The organism is Mesorhizobium sp. URHB0026, from assembly GCF_054059755.1.
Genome location: NZ_JBSSCN010000002.1, coordinates 345,390 through 363,192, shown reverse-complemented (window position 1 = coordinate 363,192; position 17,803 = coordinate 345,390). Strand labels below are relative to the sequence as shown.

The window sequence follows — 17,803 nt, the reverse complement described above, 5'->3', positions numbered from 1 at the left end:
ACGAGCACCCTCCCGGCGACCATCTTGACCGTTTGATACCGGTACCATAAATGGCTGTCAACAGCGATGTGCTATTGTCCCGTCGACTGCACGGTCCGCTGTAATGGGGAGGAAACCATGAGAGTTATCGCGCTCGAAACGCTGCAGCTGGCGGAATTCCCTTTCCTGTTCTGGCTGCGCGTCCACACCGATGCCGGCATCATCGGCACCGGCGAGACCTTCTGGGCGCCGGGGCCGGTCGCCTCCTACATCCACGACAATGTCGCGTCCTATCTCCTGGGCAAGGATCCGCGCGACATCGAGTTGCATGACCGCACGCTGGGCAGTGTCTATGTCGGCGCGCGCGATTCCGGCGCCGAGGTGCGCGGCAATTCCGCCGTCAACATCGCACTCTGGGACATCTATGGCCAGGCGCTCGGTGAGCCGGTCTGGCGGCTTCTCGGCGGGCGCACCCATAAGAGCGTGCCGATCTACAACACCTGCGCCGGCTACAAGCATGTCCGCGCCACAAAGAAGAACGCGCTGTTCGAGCGTGGCGAGGACTGGTCGCTGAAGACTGGTGATTCTAACGAAGGCCCTTATGAGGACCTGCTGGCCTGGCGATATAATGCGTGCGACCTTGCCAGGAGCCTGAAATCGGAAGGCATCGGCGCGATGAAGATATGGCCGTTCGACATCGCCGCCGAGGCGTCGAATGGCACACGCATTTCGCTTGCCGACCTCGACAAGGCGCTGGAGCCGTTTCAGAAGATCCGCGACGCCGTCGGCCGCGACATGGAAATCATGGTCGAGCTGCATGGGCTGTGGACGTTGCCGCCGGTGCTGCGCATTGCCGAGGCATTGAAGCCTTACGATGTCGCCTGGCTGGAAGAGCCGATCCGCTACAATGAGCTTGACGCCATGGCCGAGCTTGTCCGCCACACCTCGATACCGATCGCCGCCAGCGAGCGGCTGGCCTCGCGGCAGATGTTCAAGCAGCTGATCGACAAGCGCGCGGCCTCGGTGATCATGATCGACCTCGCCTGGTGCGGCGGACTCTCGGAGGCGCGCAAGATCGCCAACATGGCCGAGGCCAGCGAGCTGCCAGTCACCTTGCACGACTGTACTGGGCCGATCGTCTATGCCGCTAGCTGCGCGCTTTCTGCCACCTTGCCGAACGTCAATTACCAGGAAGCGGTGCGCGCCTATTTCGCCGGCTGGTACACCGAGATCGTTGCCGACATTCCGCCGGTCAAAAACGGCCATGTCGCACCGCTCGAAGGGCCAGGGCTTGGTCTCAGCCTGCGGCCGGAGCTATTCCAGCGGCCCGACGCCACGGTGCGCATTACCAAAATCTAGCCGCCATGTCGGCTCAGTTCGGGGTCGGTAGACATTATGCTATTATAATCTATGATCGGACGAAGCGAGCGGTCAACAAGCTCGTCGCCGGCGCGATGTTGCCCGGCACCAGACGGATTCACGGAGGCTTTGGTGGCAATTTCTGCAGCGCGCGCGCGCGAGGATTTCAAGGGTGCACCAAATCTGCCCGATCGGAAAATCCTGCTCGACCTGTTCGAACGCATGGTTCTGTTGCGCCGCTTCGAAAGCATCGCCCAGATTGCTTGCCGCAAGGGCGAGACGCCGGGTTTCCTGCATCTTTATATCGGTGAGGAGGCGACAGGCGTCGGCGTCTGCGCGCATTTGCGCCCGACCGACTGGGTCACCTCCACCCATCGCGGACACGGCCACGCACTCGCCAAGGGTGCCAACCCCGGCCGCGTCATGGCAGAATTGTTCGGCAAGGTCGACGGCATTTGCGGCGGCCGTGGCGGCACCATGCATCTCTATGACCGTTCGGTGGGCCTGTTTGGCACCAATGGCATCGTCGCCGCGGGCATCGGCCATGCCGTCGGCATCGGTATGAGTGCCCGCCAGCAGGGCCGTGACGACATCGGCGTCGCCTTCTTCGGCGATGGCGCCGCCAATCATGGCGGTTTCCACGAGGCGCTTAACTTTGCCGCCGTGCAGCGCGCGCCGGCAGTCTTCATCTGCGAGAACAATCTCTACGCCACCGCCACGCCGCTGAAATCCATCACGCTCAATCCCGAGATCGCCACTAAGGCTTCCTCCTATGGCATGCCCGGCGTTGCCGTCGACGGCAACGACGTCTTCGCCGTCTGGCTGGCCATGAAGGAAGCCACCGAGCGTGCCCGTTCCGGCAAGGGTCCGACATTGATCGAGGCCAAGACCTATCGCACCGTCGGTCACCATGAGGGCGATCCGGTCATCGGCACGTACCGGACGCAGGAGGAACTCGACGCCTGGATCAAGCGCGATCCGATCGACCTGTTCCGCAAGAAGCTGGTCGAGGACTATGGCATCGCTGATGCGGAAGCACTCGCCGCCATCGAAACGCGGATCGAGAAGGTGGTCGAGGAAGCGCTGACCTTCGCCCGCAACTCGCCCGAACCCGATCCGGCAACGGTCCGGCTGCACGTCTTTGCCGATCCGATCAATCCTCCTGCCGCCTTGCAACCACGCGCCGTCGGAGAGACGCGCACGCAAGGCTGGCTGGAGGCGGTGCGCGACGGTATCGCCGAGGAGATGCGTGCCAATCCGGCGATCCTCTATTTCGGCGAGGGTACCGGCGAGCGCGGCGGCAGTTTCGCTCACACCAGGAACCTGTGGCACGAATTCGGCGCCGAGCGGATGGTCGACACACCGATTTCCGAACAGGGTTTTACCGCCGCGGCCGTCGGCGCCTCGGCCACTGGCGCGCGCACCGTCTCGGACCTGATGTTCGCCGACTTCGCCTTCGAGACTGCCGGGCAGATTTTCCTGCAAGCGGCAAAGCTGCGTTACATGACCAGCGGTTTGATGAGCGCGCCGATGGTCGTGCGCGTTGGCGCCGGTGCGCTGCGCAGCTCGGGCCCGCATCACAGCGGCATCTATCATCCGGTGTTCGCCCACATGCCCGGCCTCATCGTCTGCGTGCCCTCGACCCCGGCCGACGCCAAGGGGTTGATGAAGACGGCGCTGAGAGCCGGCGATCCCGTCATCATGCTTGAACCCAAGGCGCTGTTCGCCTCCAAGGGCGAAGTGCCGGTCGACGAACACTATGTCCCGTTTGGCGTCGCGCGCATCGCCAGGAGCGGTACCGACATCACCATCGTTGCGGCCGGGCAGATGGTGCAACGTACGCTCGAAGCGTCGGAGGCATTGGCAAGCGAAGGGATCGAAGCCGAGGTCATCGATCCGCGCACCATCATGCCGCTCGATATCGACACTATCGTCGCCAGTGTCAGGAAAACCCACCGCCTGCTCATCGTCGACGAGGCTTGGGCGATGTGCGGCCTCGGCGGCGAGATCGCGCAAGCCATTAACGAGCTCGCCTTCGACGAGCTCGACGCCCCACCCGGAAGGCTGCACACCGCGCCGACATCGCATCCCTTCGCGCCGGTGCTGGAACGCGCGATGCTGGTCGACACGGCCCACATCGCCCACGGCGTGCGCGACGTTATATCAGGCAAACCGCCGGTTCCCGATCACTGGTATACAGTCGGCCTGAAAAGTCCTGCGCCGGCCAATCCCGCATCTGCTCCGGCCAAGCCGCAACCCGCCGCACCCGCGACGGCCACTCCCGCTGCCGGCGACGACGAGCCGGTGACGATGCCGTTCGGCGATCTCACCGTCAGCGAAGGCATGGTCATCAAATGGCTGAAGGTGATTGGCGACGCGGTGAGGGAAGGCGAACTGATCGCCGAGATCGAAACCGACAAGGCTGTGGTCGAGATCGAGGCGCCGATCAGCGGCACGCTAAGCGCGATCGATCAGCCGGTCGGCGCCGTGGTGCCGATGGGCGGCCGTATCGGCGGCATCAAGAAATAGTCATCGTTCCATCTTAGATTCGAAGAGCAAGCATGAAGATCCTGTGCGCCAACTGGCAAGCCGCCGACGAGGCCGAACTCGAGCGCGAGCATTATCCCGACATTGAATTCATCCTCGCTCGCTCGACCAACGAGAAGGCCGCGACACTGGATCCGACCATCTGCGGGTCGGTCGATGCCGTCATCAACTATTCGCCGACCCATATTGTCGCCGCAGCTCCAACCGCCTTTCCCAGGGCGCGGATCGCCGTGCGTTCAGGCGTTGGCTTCGACAACATCGACACGGCGGGCTGGGGCGCGCGCAAGATTCCGGCGTGTAACGTGCCGGACTATGGCACGACCGAAGTCGCCGATCATGCCATCGGCCTGATGCTAGCGCTGACACGTGGCACGTCGGCTTATGGCACAGAACTTTCCGGCAATGGCCCCGAAGGCTGGCATTTCTCCAAGGCGCCGCTGGTGCGCCGGCACAAGGGCGCCACCTTCGGCATTGTCGGGCTCGGCCGCATCGGGTTGGCCACGGCGCGTCGCGCCGCCGCCTTCGATATGAAGGTGGTGTTCCATGACCCGCATCTTCTGTCCGGCGTCGACCTGTCGACCGGCTACGAGCGGGTCAATTCGCTGGCCGAGCTGATGGCGCGCGCGGATGTGGTGAGTGTTCACACGCCGCTGAGCGAGGAAACCCGCAAAGTGCTCGGCGCAGCCGCCTTTGCCGCCGCCAAGCCTGGCCTTGTCCTGATCAACACCGCGCGCGGCCCGATCGTCGATCTCGACGCGCTGGAAGCGGCGATGCGTAAGGACAGGGTCGCCGGCGCCGGACTTGACGTACTGCCGAATGAACCCGGCGATCTCGACCATCCGCTGCTGGCGGCATGGCGGCGCCGCGAACCTTGGATCGCCAACCGGCTGATCGTCACCCCGCACGCTGCCTTCTACAGCCCGGCGTCGATGCGCGACCTCAGGCTGAAATCGATCGAGGTCGTGCACGCCTATCTCGCCGAGGGGCGGCTGAACAACTGTGTCAATGCCGAGTATCTGAAATGAACATGACGGTGGCACAGACGCAGCGGCTAGCCGTTTCGCCCTATGCGCGACGTTTGGCGCGCGAGCGTGATCTGCCTCTGTCAACTCTTCGCGGCAGCGGTCCGGGTGGCCGCATCCTGGCCGCTGACGTACTGAGCTTCGTTGCAATTTCCACCCATGACATCCCACCTGCTGCGGCGCCAACAATCGCTGCGCCTCGCATCGCCGCCTTCGCCGCGTCGATCACGCTGGGCGCGCTGAAAGACCTGCTGGGCGCCATTGAAGTCTTGGGGAAATCGCTCGACTTCGACGAAATCCTGTTGCGCGCTGTGGGTCGTGCATTCGCCGAAGTCTCGGATGCCGCCAAGGGCAGCGCAATGGCGCTGGAACTGGCCGGTCGGCAAGCGGTGTTTGCGACAGTCCCGGAGATGCCCCTGACATCGCTGCGCGCAGTGCGGCGTGCAGTCTTGACTGACAACCGTGACGACGCGGACAAGCCGGCCGTATTGTCGTTGCAGCTGCTGCCGGCAAGCGACATCCGGCCGCTGGCGATGCCGCTGTTGCCGGGCCGTGCAATGCGCCTGACAATCTCAATCAACACGGCAGGCGATCATGCCGAATGCCTGCTGACGATAGATGCGGCAAGCGTAGACGAAACGGCAGCTGTTGCGTGGTTCGCGACCCTGAAATCGGCGATCGAACACCCGCTCCGGCTCTTCGTCTGACGCTGTCGATCGTCGGCGGCATTGCCTAGCCTCGGGGCACGGAAGCTATTATAAAAGCTTCGAGGCACGCGACGAGGCTCATGGATCACTCAGTTCCCACCATCGATAGTCTTCCCCGGCGCACACTCGGCCGCTCGAACGGGCCGCTCTATCGCCAACTCGCCGACATCCTGCGCGAGCCGATCGGCAACGGCGCCTTCCCCGTCGGTGGCGAGCTGCCGAAGGAGGCGACCATCGCCGAGCATTTTGGTGTCAGCCTGATCACTGTGCGCCAGGCACTGCGCGATCTTGAGGCCGACGGGCTGATCAGGAAGCGGTCGGCGAAACCGGCGGTGGTCACGGCACGCAATCCGTCGGTCAATCTGAGCTGGAAATTCAAGAATTTCGCAGACATGGCGGCCTTCACCAAGGACGCGCAGCTGACGGTGAAATCCTATCGCAAGGAGGCTTCCCCCGTGCTCCAACGACATTTTGGCATGGGCAAGGACGAGGCCGGCTACTGCTTGCGCGGCATCCTGTCAGTGGGTGAACAGAAGAAGGCTCAGATCACCAGCTATTTCCCGTCTTCTGTCGGAGCGAAGCTGAAGCGGGACGATTTTACCGACGTGTTGATCTTTCGTTCGGTGCAACGGCATCTCGGCCTGCGGCTGGACGTCGCGCATGTCACGGTCCGCGCCGAGATCGCCGATGAGGCCATCGCCGAGGACCTCCGCATAGCCCTTGGCAGTGCGGTCCTGAGTGTGGAGATGCTCTACCAATCGGCTGACCAGCAGAGCATCGAGTTCACCATTGCCCGTCATCCGGCCGATCTCTTCAGCATTAGCTACGACGCGCCGAACGACCTGGCCTGAACCAGATCGGCGGCATTTGCGCGCGCCGATTTCCTGGTCTCGGTCATGGACAGCCTTATAAAATTATAATAGCATCATAGCTAGGATGAAGGCTGCGCGGAGGACCACGATCGAACGTGGATGCAAAGCCACTTCCGACGCTGAGCATTTGCCTGCTGCATGTCACCCAAGATGCGCAGCGGTTCTGGGGTAACTGCATGCACAACGACAAAGTCTGTTCATAAGGGGCTGTGCCTCGAAGCACTCGATAGGCGGCGGCGTTCGCGCGGCCGACAACAAACACGGGAGGAGGAAATCATGAAAGCAGGCGTATTTTTCGCCGGCCTTGCGGTGATCGCGACGACGTTGCTGTCGGTCGATACCGTGCCGGCCAATGCACAGGATAAGAAGCCCTACACCATTTATCTCTCGAACAATTTCGTCGGCAACGACTGGCGCCAGCAGATGCTGCGCAGCGCCGACATCGCGGTGAAGAAACCGCCGCTTGCCGGCCGGGTCGACCTCAAGGTCGAAGTGGTCGAAACCACGGTCCAGGCGCAGATCAATTCCCTCAACAACATCATTCGCAACAAGCCCGACGCCATCGTGATCGATGCGGGCTCCGGCGAAGCCCTCAACCCGACGATTGAGAAGGCCTGCAAGGCTGGCATCGTGGTGATCGCCTTCGATCAGATCGTGAGCGCCCCTTGCGCTTATACGATGGAGTCCGACTGGGGTCGGGCGCCTCGCGTCGAGGCCGAGTGGCTGGTCAAGAAACTCGGAGGCAAGGGCAAGATCCTCGTCGACCGCGGACTTGCCGGCGCTCCGATCTCCGCCCAGCTGCAGGGTGGGTTCGAGGAAGTCATCAAGAAATATCCCGGCATTGAAGTGGTCGGCTATTTCAACGGCGACTATGCGCTGGGGCCGGAACAGGCCGGCGTCGCCAGCCTGCTGGCGGCCCACCCGCAAGTCGACGCGATCTTCGTCCAGGGTTACGGCGCCGGAGCAATCAAGGCGCTGCAGGATGCCGGTCGTCCGATCGTCCCCATCACCGGCAGTCCCTTCAATCTGACGACCACGACTTGTGCCCAAACCCAGGGCGCGCAATGCATCCTTGCACCCAACCCTGCCTATCTGTCGGCCGAGGCCTTGAAGCTTGCGGTCGAGATACTCGACGGCAAGAAACCGGCCGAGAAGAAGATCCTGCTGCGCAACGCCTTCCTCACTACCGATCCGGTCCCGTCGGAATTGTATCCCGATGCGACCATGCAGAAGATCGAAGTCGGCAAGAACGCCTTTCCGGACATGGCTCCCGGTCTGTTTCTTCCGGTCAGCCCTGATTGGGTTGAAATTACCCCTGCCGAGGCCGCTGGCTCGAAATGAGCGACGTTTGCAATCGGCGGCGAATGGATCGCCTCGAAGCTCCTCCAATGCGTCTTGGCTTAAATTGACAAGGCGCATTGGTACCGGTATCAATTTGCGTGCAGCACCCACCAAGATGGCGAAGTCCGTCACCGGCTGATGCAGGAAACACGAAGGAGGAGAGATCATGAAACTGAAGACAGTTTGCGGCGGATTGGCAGCTCTTGCCATGTCCGCAATCGGCGTGGGCACGGCGCCGAGCCACGCCGAGGACAAGAAGCCCTACACCATCTATCTCTCGAACAATTTCGTCGGCAATGACTGGCGCCAGCAGATGGAACGCGTCGCCACCGTTTCGGTCAACAAGGGGCCGTTGAAGGGTCGAGTCGACCTCAAGATCGAAAACGTCGAGAACACCGTTCAGGCGCAGATCAATTCGCTGAACAACATCATCCGCCAGAAGCCGGACGCCATCCTCGTCGACGCCGGTTCGGATTCGGCGCTCAACCCGACCATCAAGAAGGCCTGCGATGCCGGCATCGTCGTTATCAGCTTCGACCAGGTGGTGACCGAGCCCTGCGCGTTTGCCGTCGCGTCCGATTGGGACCGTATTCCCTCCGTCATGGCCGAGTGGATGGCCACCCAGCTTGGCGGCAAGGGCAATATCATCCTCGACCGCGGCCTTGCCGGCGCGCCGATCTCCGCACAGTTGCAGCAAGGCTATGAGAAGGTGCTGGCCAAATATCCTGACATCAAGGTCGTAGGCTACTACAACGGCAATTACGCGCTCGGACCGGAACAGTCGGGCGTCGCGGCACTGCTTGCCGCCAATCCGAAGATCGATGGCGTCATGACACAGGGCTATGGTTCCGGCGCCATCCAGGCGTTGAAGGATGCCGGCCGGCCGATCGTCCCGGTCGTCGGCTTCTCATACAACGTAGCTGCTCTCACCTGTGCGCAGACGCAAGGCGCCAAGTGCATCCTCGGCTCCAACCCGGCCTATCTCTCGTCGGAAGCGATCAAGCTGGCGGTCGACATTCTCGACACCGGCAAGAAACCGGCGGAGCGCTCCGTCTCGGTCAAGGGTGACTTCGTCACCACCGATCCCTTCGAGTCCAAGCTCTATCCAGGCACCAAGATGATCAAGATCGCGGTTGGCGAAAATGCCTTCCCCGATCAGGCGCCCGGCCTGACGCTGCCGATTACGCCTGACTGGGTCGAGATCACGGCTGCGGAAGCCGCAGGCAGCAAGTAACATCCTGTCACCACGACCCTGTCTCCCGGCATCGCAGGATGCCGGGAGAGCTTTTCGAAGGCGCATCCATGGACCTCGTCACCGTCAAAGGCTTGTCCAAACGCTATGGCGGCATCGTTGCGCTGAGCGAAGCGACATTCAGTGCCCGAGCCGGCGAAGTGCACGCGTTGCTCGGCGAGAACGGTGCGGGCAAAAGCACCTTCATCCAGATCCTGTCGGGCGCGGTCCGGCATGATGGCGGCTCGATCCTGGTCGACGGTCAGGATTATCGCCCCGCCAATCCAGATGCAGCTCAGGCGCGCGGCATCGCCGCTGTCTTCCAGGAACTGTCGCTGATCCCCGATCTCAGCGTCGAGCAGAACATCTGGTTCCGCCACGAGCCAAGGACGCTGCTGCGCACCATCAATCGCGGCGAGATGCGTCGCAAAACGCTGGCGCTGCTCGACAGATACAATTTTCCGAGCCTCCGCCCCGACCAGGAATTGCGACGGCTGACACTGGCCGAGCGCCAGATCGTGGAGATCGCCAAGGGGCTGGCCAAGGACCCGCGCATCCTGATTCTCGACGAGGCGACCTCGGCGCTGCCGGCGCGCGAAGCCGAATGGCTGCTCAAGCTAACCCGGCAGCTGGCCGCCGAAGGCAGGCTGGTCATCTTCATCTCACACCGCATGGCCGAGGTGCGCGCCATCGCCGACCGGCTGACCATCTTCCGCAACGGCAGTACCATCGCCGTGCACGAGGCCAAAGCGGTGTCCGACAACGAGATCGTCACCCAGATGATCGGCCGGCACCTCGATCGGCTCTACCCCGAGCGCATTGCCACCGCGACCGATCGCGTCGCGCTCAGGGTCAAGGCATTCTCGAGCGGCAGCCGGCTCTCCGGCGTCGATTTTGCCTTGCGCGAGGGCGAGGTGCTGGGCGTCGGCGGCCTGCAGGGCCACGGCCAGCGCGAATTGTTTCAGGCGCTGTTTGGCGCCAGCAAGGCCAACGGCACCATCGAACTCTGGGGCAAGTCCACCTCGATCGGCAATCCTCGCCAAGCGCTGATCGGCAAGGATGGCATCGCGCTGGTGCCGGAGGACCGGCGCGGACAGGGCCTGCTTCTTACCAAGAGCGTGCGCGAGAATTTGACGCTTTCCGTGATCAAGCGCTTCACCGAACACGGCTTGCTGAGCCGGCAAAAGGAGGCTGCCCTGGTTAAGGAAATGGTCGACTTCCTGCACATCAAGGCCGGCACGTCAGAGCAGCTTGCCGGCACGCTGTCGGGCGGCAACCAGCAGAAGGTCATCTTCGGCAAGATGCTGCTGACGCAGGCGCGTGTGCTGCTGCTCTACGATCCGACGCGCGGCGTTGACGTCGGCACCAAGGGTGAGATCTTCCAACTGATGCGCGACCTGGCGGCCAAGGGCTATGCGATCCTGTTTCATTCCAGCGACATGCCGGAGCTCGTCCACGTTGCCGACCGCGTGCTGGTGATGCGCAATGGCAGCATTGCCGCGACGCTCGAAGGCGACCGCATTTCGGAGGCGGGTATTTTGCGCGCCGCCATGCTTGAAAGTGAGGCGGCTTAAGGCATGGTGATGGCGATCGCGGAGCAAACTGTGGAGACGGCGCAAAGGACTGCCGAAATCAAATCCGCTTCGCCACGCATCGATTGGCGCGGCCGGGTGCTCGACCGCGCGCCGTTTCTGGTCGCTTGCCTGATGCTGGCCTCGATCGTCGCCATCTATGGCAGCCTGCAATCCGGTGTCTTTTCGCTGGACGAACTGAACCTTGATACGGCCGCGGCGCTGACGCTGATGCTGGCAGCGACGGGGCAAACCATCGTGCTGGTGCGCGGCGGCATCGATCTGTCGATCGGCGGCATGATCAGCCTCGGCACGGTGATCGCGGCAACGCGCTTCACCGATGATCCGTCGACCACAGCGCTTTGGACGCTGGTCATCCTCGCGCTTGGCTTCCTGATCGGCGCGCTCAACGGCTTACTCATCTCGCTGCTCAAACTGCAACCCTTCCTCGTCACGCTCGCCACCTGGTCGATCCTCAACGGGATCGCCATGATCATCTTGCCGACCGATGGCGGCAGCATTCCCAGCTGGTGGGTTGGCTTCGCCTCCGCGCAGTTCTTCGGCCTGACCAGCCCTGTCTTGATGCTGCTAGCGTTGCTGCTGTTCTGGTGGTGGTTCCGCGCGACCCGGGTCGGTATTGCCATCCAGGCGACCGGCTCCAACGAAAAGTCGGCCTTTCTGTCCGGCGTGTCGATCACCCGCGTCAACCTCATCACCTATGGCCTGTCCGGCCTGTTCGCAGCCGGGGCAGCGCTGTTCCTGGTGACGCAAACAGGTGCCGGCTCGCCGACCATCGGCAAGGATTACATCCTCCCTTCGGTGGCGGCGGCAGTGATCGGAGGCGTCAGCCTGTTCGGCGGTCGGGGCCATCTCGCCGGCACGCTGATCGGCGCCTTCGTGCTGACCCTGATCGGCAACCTCGTCTTCGTCCTGCACGTGTCGAGCTACTGGCAGCCGGTCGCTTCGGGCGTCATCCTGCTGCTCTCGGTACTGGCGAGTTCCGTCGCCGAAAAGGCCGCAAGGGGTCGCGTCCAATGAGCGCCTTCCTTGCCCGCAACCGCCTCGTCGCGCTCGCTTATGCCGGCATGGTCGTGCTGCTCCTGGTCACGGCGCTGTTCTCGCCGGGCTTCTTGTCTGTCTCCAACATGCGTTCGACTGTCGTGCTGGCGGCCTTCGTCGGTATCGTCGCGCTCGGCCAGACTTTCGTCATCATCGGCGGCGGCATCGATTTGTCGGTGCCATGGGTGCTCAATTCGGCGGCAATCGTCATGGCGCTGCTGTGCGGCGGCCAGGACCTGCCATTGGTCTGGGTAATGCCGCTTCTGCTTGCAGGCGGAGCCTTCGTCGGATTGGTCAACGGCTTCGGCGTTGCCCAATTCGGCGTGCCGCCCATCATCATGACGCTAGCCACCAATGTCATCCTGCAAGGCCTTATCCTGGTGCTGACCGGCGGCTCGCCGACACCGTCGGCGCCGGCGTTGATCCAGTTCCTGTCGGTCGGGCGCATCGGCGCCTTCCCGGTGATCGCGCTGATCTGGCTTGCGCTGACCCTCGTGGCGACGCTGCTGCTCACCAAGGCGGCATTCGGCCGCCATCTCTATGCGCTCGGCACCAGCGCCACGGTGGCTGAATTCTCCGGCGTGCCAACGGCGCGCACCACTATCCTGACCTATGTCATCTCGGGCCTCACCGCCGCTTTCGCCGGCATGCTGCTTACCGGCTATTCCGGCCAAGCCTATCTGGGCATGGGTGACGCCTATCTGTTCACCTCGATAGCGGCGGTCGCCATCGGTGGTGCCTCGATCCTCGGCGGCAGCGGCCACTATCTTGGCACAGTCGCCGGCGCCATGGTGCTCACCATCCTCACCGGGCTGCTGCCGGCGCTGAATCTGTCAAGCGGGGCGCTGCTCATCGTCTACGGCGCGGTGATCCTGCTCACCGTGTCCATCGGCAGCGAAACCTTCGCTGGGCTTGGCGGTAAGTTGCGCAGAAAAGAGAGCTGACCATGGTCGAAATCACTTGTGTCGTAGATGCCGGGGCCGAACTTGGCGAAGGCACGCTTTTGGGACTCCAAGGCCGGCGTTCTGTGGTGGATCGACATCTGGAACAAGCTGATCCATCGCTACGATCCGTCGACCGGCAGGGACGATGTGTTCAAGACGCCGGAATATCTCGGTTGCCTTGGCCTGCGCGAGAAGGGCGGACTGGTGCTGACCATGACAAACGGCTTCCATTTCTTCGACCCGGCAACCGGCAAGTTCGAGGCGATCGTCGACCCGGAAGCGCATATGCCAAAAACCCGCTTCAACGACGGCAAGCCCGACCGCCAGGGCCGCTTCTGGTCTGGTTCGATGTTCGAAGTGCCGGGCCAGCCGATCGAATTCATCGGTTCGCTTTACCGGCTCGATCCAGACCTTTCGGTGCACAAGATGATCGACGGCATCGGCTGCTCCAACGGCCTGGCTTGGAGCCCGGATTCGAAAACCATGTACTTCTCCGACAGCCATGCCGGTGCCGTGTGGGCATATGACTTCGACCCCGCCACCGGCGACATTGAGAATCGCCGCACCTTCATCGACATGACGGTAACCGGCGGTTTGGCCGACGGCGCGACAGTCGATGCCGAGGGCTGCTACTGGGTGACTATTCCGGTGACCGGCAAGGTCTGCCGCTACGATCCCAAGGGCAGGCTGATGCAGACCGTGGTGCTACCGACCGACCTGCCAACCTGCTGCGAGTTCGGCGGCAAGGATCTCGATATCCTCTATGTCACATCAGCTGTGCTCAGGCGTCCAGCCAGCCACTTTGTCGGGCAGGAGAATCAAGGGGGGCTGTTTGCGCTCGACGTTGGCGTCAAAGGCCTGATATTGCCGGCGTTTAAGGGTTAAGCATATTCTTGCGAACAGGGCTTAAGCCGCCCATATGACCAATGGCTACCAAACAGCGCGTGTCGTTTCCATGGCGAGACGACGCCCCGGGAACTAGCCGCTCGTTAGCAATCTGTTACCATCCGTGAGCCGCGCCTCATTGGCAGTCGTGGGGCTAGCATGGTGAGCCGTTTAATTAGCCACAACATCAACATGAAACGCCCACCGGCCATAGGGCAACTCCTGACTGGAAGCCCTTACGTCTACCACGACGTGAACGGCAGCTTTGCGCCTCTTTCGGTCGTTCAGCAAACCATAGTCGCATCCGAAAAGCGGACATCCCCGCGAACGGCCAGTTTGCGCTTACCGGCTATCCCAACGGAGCAACAGGCGGTTACGCGCGAGGCCGCTCGGCGCATCGGTAATCGACGCTCTTCAAAAGTCAAAACTGGACCTGTGTCCCTACTAACGAACCCAGTAGCCCTAACGCCTTTCCCGCCCTGGGCCGCGTTCGCTACGTCCGGCCGCGCCGTCCGCCGGGATCCACCCGATGAGCCCAGGACAGCTTGTACGAACCCAAGCTAATATGATACTTTGCACAATGCGCGCACTGCTGGCACTTGGTATGCTGGTATTGGCGGCTACAACGGCAGCCGCAGGTGAGCGATTGTTCGAGTCCGTCGCCGCTGGCGACAAGGGCGCAGTGGAGCAAGCACTGGCAGGCGGTGCCGACGTCGACAGCCGGGCACGCGATCAGGCAACCCTCCTCATCGCTGCGGCGCTCGACAACCAGCCGGAAATCGCGCAATTCCTCCTGGGCAAGGGTGCCGACGTCATGGCGCGAAACTCTGGCGGCACCCACTTCACGCGGCAGCCTTCTCGGGCAGCCTGTCGATAGCCAAGCTTCTGCTGGAAAAAGGCGCGGTGCTCGACGATGCCGCCAACAAGGCGGGCGCTACGCCATTGCTGGTGGCCGGCGAGGAAAACCACGTTGAACTAGCCGAATTCCTTATTGCGAAGGGTGCCGATGTGAACCATCCCGAGGGGCATGGCTACATGCCGACAACACGCGCATTCTGGAAGGGCAACACCGATATCTTACGACTGTTCAAACGCCATGGCGCTACCTGCCAAGCCAAAATCCTTGGCGAGGCGAACGCGGCGAAGTGCGCGGAGATCCACGATTAACGGAGGATGCAGATGAGCACGATGATCAAGTCATGGCTGGTTCGGAATTTGGGGGCGGCTGCCCTGGTCGCGGCAGCTGCGGTCGCCGGCACGGGATCGGCCTGGGCCGACGGTTCGGTAAACACCGGCTATTTCGGCGGTGTGGCGATCATGGGCTACGACACGGTCGCCTATTTCACGGACGGCAAGGCGGTGAAGGGCTCTGAGAACATCTCCTACAACTGGTTGGGAACGCCATGGCATTTCGCCAGCAAGAAACATCAGGAAATGTTCATGAGCGACCCGGTCAAGTACGCTCCTCAATACGGCGGCTACTGCGCTGGCGAGGTCGTAGGGGAGGGGTCACGGTCAATGTCGATCCTGAGGCATTCAAGATTATCGATGGCAAGCTCTACCTGATCTACGACGTCGGCAATGCGGATGATTTCGCTGCGCATGCAGCTGAGTATATCCCGAAAGCCGATGCCAACTGGCCCAAGGTCGCGGCCAATTTGGAACTCGATCACTATCCTTGAGACGCACGTGTGCGTCTACTGAACGACTATGAAGTGAAACACTTTACTTGTATTGGCATAGGAGTAGCCTTTGACGGCTGTGTCGTTGCGTCTGTAGACGGGACCGCAGTCGGCGCGTCCGAACAGGTTCTCGCTCTGCTCGCACAAGAGATCGCCATCGACGTAGACGGTCTCGGTCACCAGCCGCGTCGTCGAGCGGAAGGCCGCCTTGCCGTCGCTCCTGATCTGAAGGAAGGCTGGTTGGAGACCGGGTTCGATCTGGCCTTGCAGTGTGTGGCCAATGACGAGGGAGGCGATCTCAGCACCCTTCAATTGGTTGTGTTCGTCCGGGGTAAAGCCGAAGCGCCATTGGGGTAGTCCTGCTTGGCGCAGTGCATTGACGAGAACAGCCAGATCCTGCGGGGTTCGGAAATGTGCATGGGTCATCTCCCACCCAGCCAAAGAGTCCACGTAGCTGGACCCTGCTACGAGGCGGAGCCCATCGGCGATTGCGGCTTTCGCATCCGGTAGACGGCCGCCGCGAACATACGCCGCAGCGAGCGCAAACCGAAAGTTGCCAACCGTGGGCGCATCGGCGCGCGTGCGTTCGAGAGTCTCGATCGCTTTCGCGACATTCCCTTGGAGAAGAAAAACCAGCCCAGCAGTTTCCCGGTTGATGGCGGAGAGGTCGGGGTCGAGCCTAAGTGCCGTCTCGACCGCATTGGCTGCCTCGGCATGATTGCCGGCGTATAACTGAACATATCCAAGGGCTGCTTGCGCCTCCGCATCGCCCGGACCGATTGAAACAGCCTTCTTGGCAGAGGCAATCGCATCTTCGTAGCGGCGATTGACGACCTGCATGATACTGAGAATTGCGTAGGGCGATGAAAGGTCCGGTTCGAGTTCCAAAGCTCGGCTCGCCTTCTCATAGGCTCTCTTTCGTGCTGGCGCGCTCTGGATGATGTCGTTGAAGGCCTCCCGCCAGATATAGACGGTCGTGCGCGCGTCGGCCGCGAAGGCTTCGGCAAAGGCGGGGTCAAGCTCCTCCGCCTTGTCGTAGAGCGCAAGCGCGTCCCGCAGCCCGGCCTGCAGGACGCTGCGTGACACCGTCTCGGCTTGTAGATAGTAATCATAGGCCTCGAGATTGCTCGTCGGTGCGCGCGCCATGCGCTCGCTTTCCGCTGCCGATGGTTGCATGCCGAGCGCCTTGGCGATCTCTCCGCTCATCTCTTCCTGGACGGCAAACACGCCGGCCATGCGACGGTCGAACCGGTTGGCCCATAGATTGTCGCCCGTTGCCGCGTCGATGAGCTGAGCATTGAGGCGGATCTGCTCGCCGGTGCGGCGGACGCTCCCTGTGACGACAAAGCGGACCCCAAGGACGCGCGCAACGTCCGCCAGCGCCGCAGGCTTATCCTTGTAGGCGAACACCGAGTTGCGCGCGATTACGTCCAGACCGGAAAGTTTGGTGAGGTCGGTGATCAAGTCTTCGGTGATGCCGTCAGCGAAATAGTCCTGGCCTGGATCGCCACCGAGGTTTGCAAACGGCAGCACGGCAACCGATGGCCGCGATGGCACCGACAACTTCTGCCAGCCAAAAATGCCGGCAACCACGGCAATTGCAAAGGCCGCGACGCTCGCCAGGACCATGATGCGCGAGCCCGGCCGGTGTGGCGCGGCCACGACCTTGCCCGAGGCTGCGGGATCGAGCAGCAGCCGATACGCGCGAATCGGATCGGCGATGTTCTTGAGGCGCTGCTCGCCAAGACTGGCAAAGCCGACGTCCACCTTGTGGACGGCATGATCGAACGCGGTTCCGGAGATGCAGACCCCGCCTGGCTCGGCCATCGCCTCAAGGCGAGCGGCGATGTTCACGCCATCGCCGTAGATGTCATTTTCCTCGACGATAACGTCGCCGAGATTGACGCCGATGCGAAATTGGATGTGGCGGGCGTCGGAGGGGCCCTGGTCTCGGACAGCCATCCGGCGCTGAATCGCGGCGGCGCACTGGACGGCATCGACGACACTCGCGAATTCTACCAGTGCCCCGTCGCCCATGAGTTTGACCATGCGGCCGCGGAATTCCTCGATCGCAGGGTTGATCAACTCGCGACGGCAACCCTTCAATCGTTCGAGCGTGCCTACCTCGTCCTCGCCCATGAGACGGCTATAGCCAACCACGTCGGCAGCAAGGATCGCGGTAAGCCTTCGCTCCATGTGCGGGTGTCCTGCCTCCCTAGCTCAAAGCTTCGCTGACGAGCGTATTCGACTGGCGTTTCGAATGCGAGCGTGCTTGGCTTACTGGACTGCGATAATGCAACCACGCCTTTTTTGAAGACATTGCCCACATGGGTTAGCCTTGTGCGAACCGGATGTTGCCGCATGGCGGGTGTGGGTCAAGTCACGACATCGGCTGAAGGTCCGCTATCGTTCTTAAGTGGCCATAAGCGGACTTACTGGTCCCGGCCCCAGAAGCACCCAATGTCCGTCCGCCGTTGATGTCAATTGGTCGTTCCCCGAAAGCAGACGCTCGGGTCAGGCGGCATGATGTCCGGGTTTGACCCGTAACTGCCGTTCCCCTCGTTCCTGCGGGTATGACGACTCCCCTTCCAATTTGCGATATGG

12 protein-coding genes and 2 pseudogenes are annotated in these 17,803 nt (G+C 62.2%); 13 read left to right on the top strand and 1 reads right to left on the bottom strand.

The features are described 5' to 3' along the window. The first annotated feature begins 117 nt into the window (after positions 1-117). The 13 genes and pseudogenes from ACVWWD_RS30375 (at position 118) to ACVWWD_RS30315 (ending at position 15,199) form a co-directional block, all read left to right on the top strand. Positions 118-1,338 (top strand): mandelate racemase/muconate lactonizing enzyme family protein, encoded by a 1,221-nt coding sequence (locus ACVWWD_RS30375; RefSeq protein ID WP_352551513.1) that lies wholly within the window; start codon positions 118-120, stop codon positions 1,336-1,338. Positions 1,339-1,470: 132 nt separating this feature from the next. Next, complete coding sequence (locus ACVWWD_RS30370; protein WP_352662102.1) at positions 1,471-3,867, top strand: thiamine pyrophosphate-dependent enzyme; 2,397 nt, start codon at positions 1,471-1,473, stop codon at positions 3,865-3,867. A gap of 32 nt (positions 3,868-3,899) precedes the next feature. Then, a complete protein-coding gene (locus tag ACVWWD_RS30365; protein ID WP_352551510.1) occupies positions 3,900-4,910 on the top strand; it encodes a C-terminal binding protein in 1,011 nt (336 codons plus the stop codon). Beyond that, a complete protein-coding gene (locus ACVWWD_RS30360; protein ID WP_352662099.1) occupies positions 4,907-5,614 on the top strand; it encodes an E3 binding domain-containing protein in 708 nt (235 codons plus the stop codon). Before ACVWWD_RS30365 ends, ACVWWD_RS30360 begins: the two co-directional genes overlap by 4 nt. 80 nt (positions 5,615-5,694) lie before the next feature. After that, positions 5,695-6,465 (top strand): GntR family transcriptional regulator, encoded by a 771-nt coding sequence (locus tag ACVWWD_RS30355; RefSeq protein WP_352551505.1) that lies wholly within the window; start codon positions 5,695-5,697, stop codon positions 6,463-6,465. A gap of 297 nt (positions 6,466-6,762) precedes the next feature. Continuing rightward, on the top strand, positions 6,763-7,827 hold the full coding sequence (locus ACVWWD_RS30350; protein ID WP_352566557.1) for a sugar ABC transporter substrate-binding protein: 1,065 nt from the start codon (positions 6,763-6,765) through the stop codon (positions 7,825-7,827). A gap of 166 nt (positions 7,828-7,993) precedes the next feature. After that, positions 7,994-9,061, top strand: coding sequence for a substrate-binding domain-containing protein (locus tag ACVWWD_RS30345; RefSeq protein WP_352551501.1), 1,068 nt, complete (start codon positions 7,994-7,996; stop codon positions 9,059-9,061). Between the two features lie 68 nt (positions 9,062-9,129). Further along, positions 9,130-10,632 (top strand): sugar ABC transporter ATP-binding protein, encoded by a 1,503-nt coding sequence (locus ACVWWD_RS30340; protein ID WP_457103691.1) that lies wholly within the window; start codon positions 9,130-9,132, stop codon positions 10,630-10,632. 3 nt (positions 10,633-10,635) lie between these two features. Beyond that, entirely contained in the window at positions 10,636-11,667 is a 1,032-nt protein-coding gene (locus ACVWWD_RS30335; RefSeq protein ID WP_352732993.1) for an ABC transporter permease, read from the top strand. Next, a complete protein-coding gene (locus ACVWWD_RS30330; RefSeq protein ID WP_352551495.1) occupies positions 11,664-12,632 on the top strand; it encodes an ABC transporter permease in 969 nt (322 codons plus the stop codon). The genes ACVWWD_RS30335 and ACVWWD_RS30330 overlap by 4 nt, the downstream gene beginning before the upstream one ends. Positions 12,633-12,674: 42 nt before the next feature. Next, a complete protein-coding gene (locus ACVWWD_RS30325) occupies positions 12,675-13,517 on the top strand; it encodes an SMP-30/gluconolactonase/LRE family protein (protein ID WP_457103690.1) in 843 nt (280 codons plus the stop codon). A 580-nt stretch (positions 13,518-14,097) separates the two neighbouring features. Beyond that, positions 14,098-14,684 (top strand): annotated as a pseudogene (locus ACVWWD_RS30320) (ankyrin repeat domain-containing protein). A gap of 12 nt (positions 14,685-14,696) precedes the next feature. Continuing rightward, positions 14,697-15,199: pseudogene (locus ACVWWD_RS30315) on the top strand (YHS domain-containing (seleno)protein). A gap of 15 nt (positions 15,200-15,214) precedes the next feature. On the opposite strand, the gene ACVWWD_RS30310 reads toward ACVWWD_RS30315, so the two are convergent. Further along, on the bottom strand, positions 15,215-17,395 hold the full coding sequence (locus ACVWWD_RS30310) for an adenylate/guanylate cyclase domain-containing protein (RefSeq protein ID WP_352597231.1): 2,181 nt from the start codon (positions 17,393-17,395) through the stop codon (positions 15,215-15,217). Positions 17,396-17,803: the final 408 nt, after the last annotated feature.

What these genes read in the sequence shown, in the direction of transcription:
- ACVWWD_RS30350 (WP_352566557.1), top strand. Translation starts at nt 6,763, where the DNA reads ATGAAAGCAGGCGTATTTTTCGCCGGCCTTGCGGTGATCGCGACGACG.
- ACVWWD_RS30340 (WP_457103691.1), top strand. Translation starts at nt 9,130, where the DNA reads ATGGACCTCGTCACCGTCAAAGGCTTGTCCAAACGCTATGGCGGCATC.
- ACVWWD_RS30375 (WP_352551513.1), top strand. Translation starts at nt 118, where the DNA reads ATGAGAGTTATCGCGCTCGAAACGCTGCAGCTGGCGGAATTCCCTTTC.
- ACVWWD_RS30330 (WP_352551495.1), top strand. Translation starts at nt 11,664, where the DNA reads ATGAGCGCCTTCCTTGCCCGCAACCGCCTCGTCGCGCTCGCTTATGCC.
- ACVWWD_RS30360 (WP_352662099.1), top strand. Translation starts at nt 4,907, where the DNA reads ATGAACATGACGGTGGCACAGACGCAGCGGCTAGCCGTTTCGCCCTAT.
- ACVWWD_RS30355 (WP_352551505.1), top strand. Translation starts at nt 5,695, where the DNA reads ATGGATCACTCAGTTCCCACCATCGATAGTCTTCCCCGGCGCACACTC.
- ACVWWD_RS30345 (WP_352551501.1), top strand. Translation starts at nt 7,994, where the DNA reads ATGAAACTGAAGACAGTTTGCGGCGGATTGGCAGCTCTTGCCATGTCC.
- ACVWWD_RS30335 (WP_352732993.1), top strand. Translation starts at nt 10,636, where the DNA reads ATGGTGATGGCGATCGCGGAGCAAACTGTGGAGACGGCGCAAAGGACT.
- ACVWWD_RS30310 (WP_352597231.1), bottom strand. Translation starts at nt 17,395, where the DNA reads ATGGAGCGAAGGCTTACCGCGATCCTTGCTGCCGACGTGGTTGGCTAT.
- ACVWWD_RS30365 (WP_352551510.1), top strand. Translation starts at nt 3,900, where the DNA reads ATGAAGATCCTGTGCGCCAACTGGCAAGCCGCCGACGAGGCCGAACTC.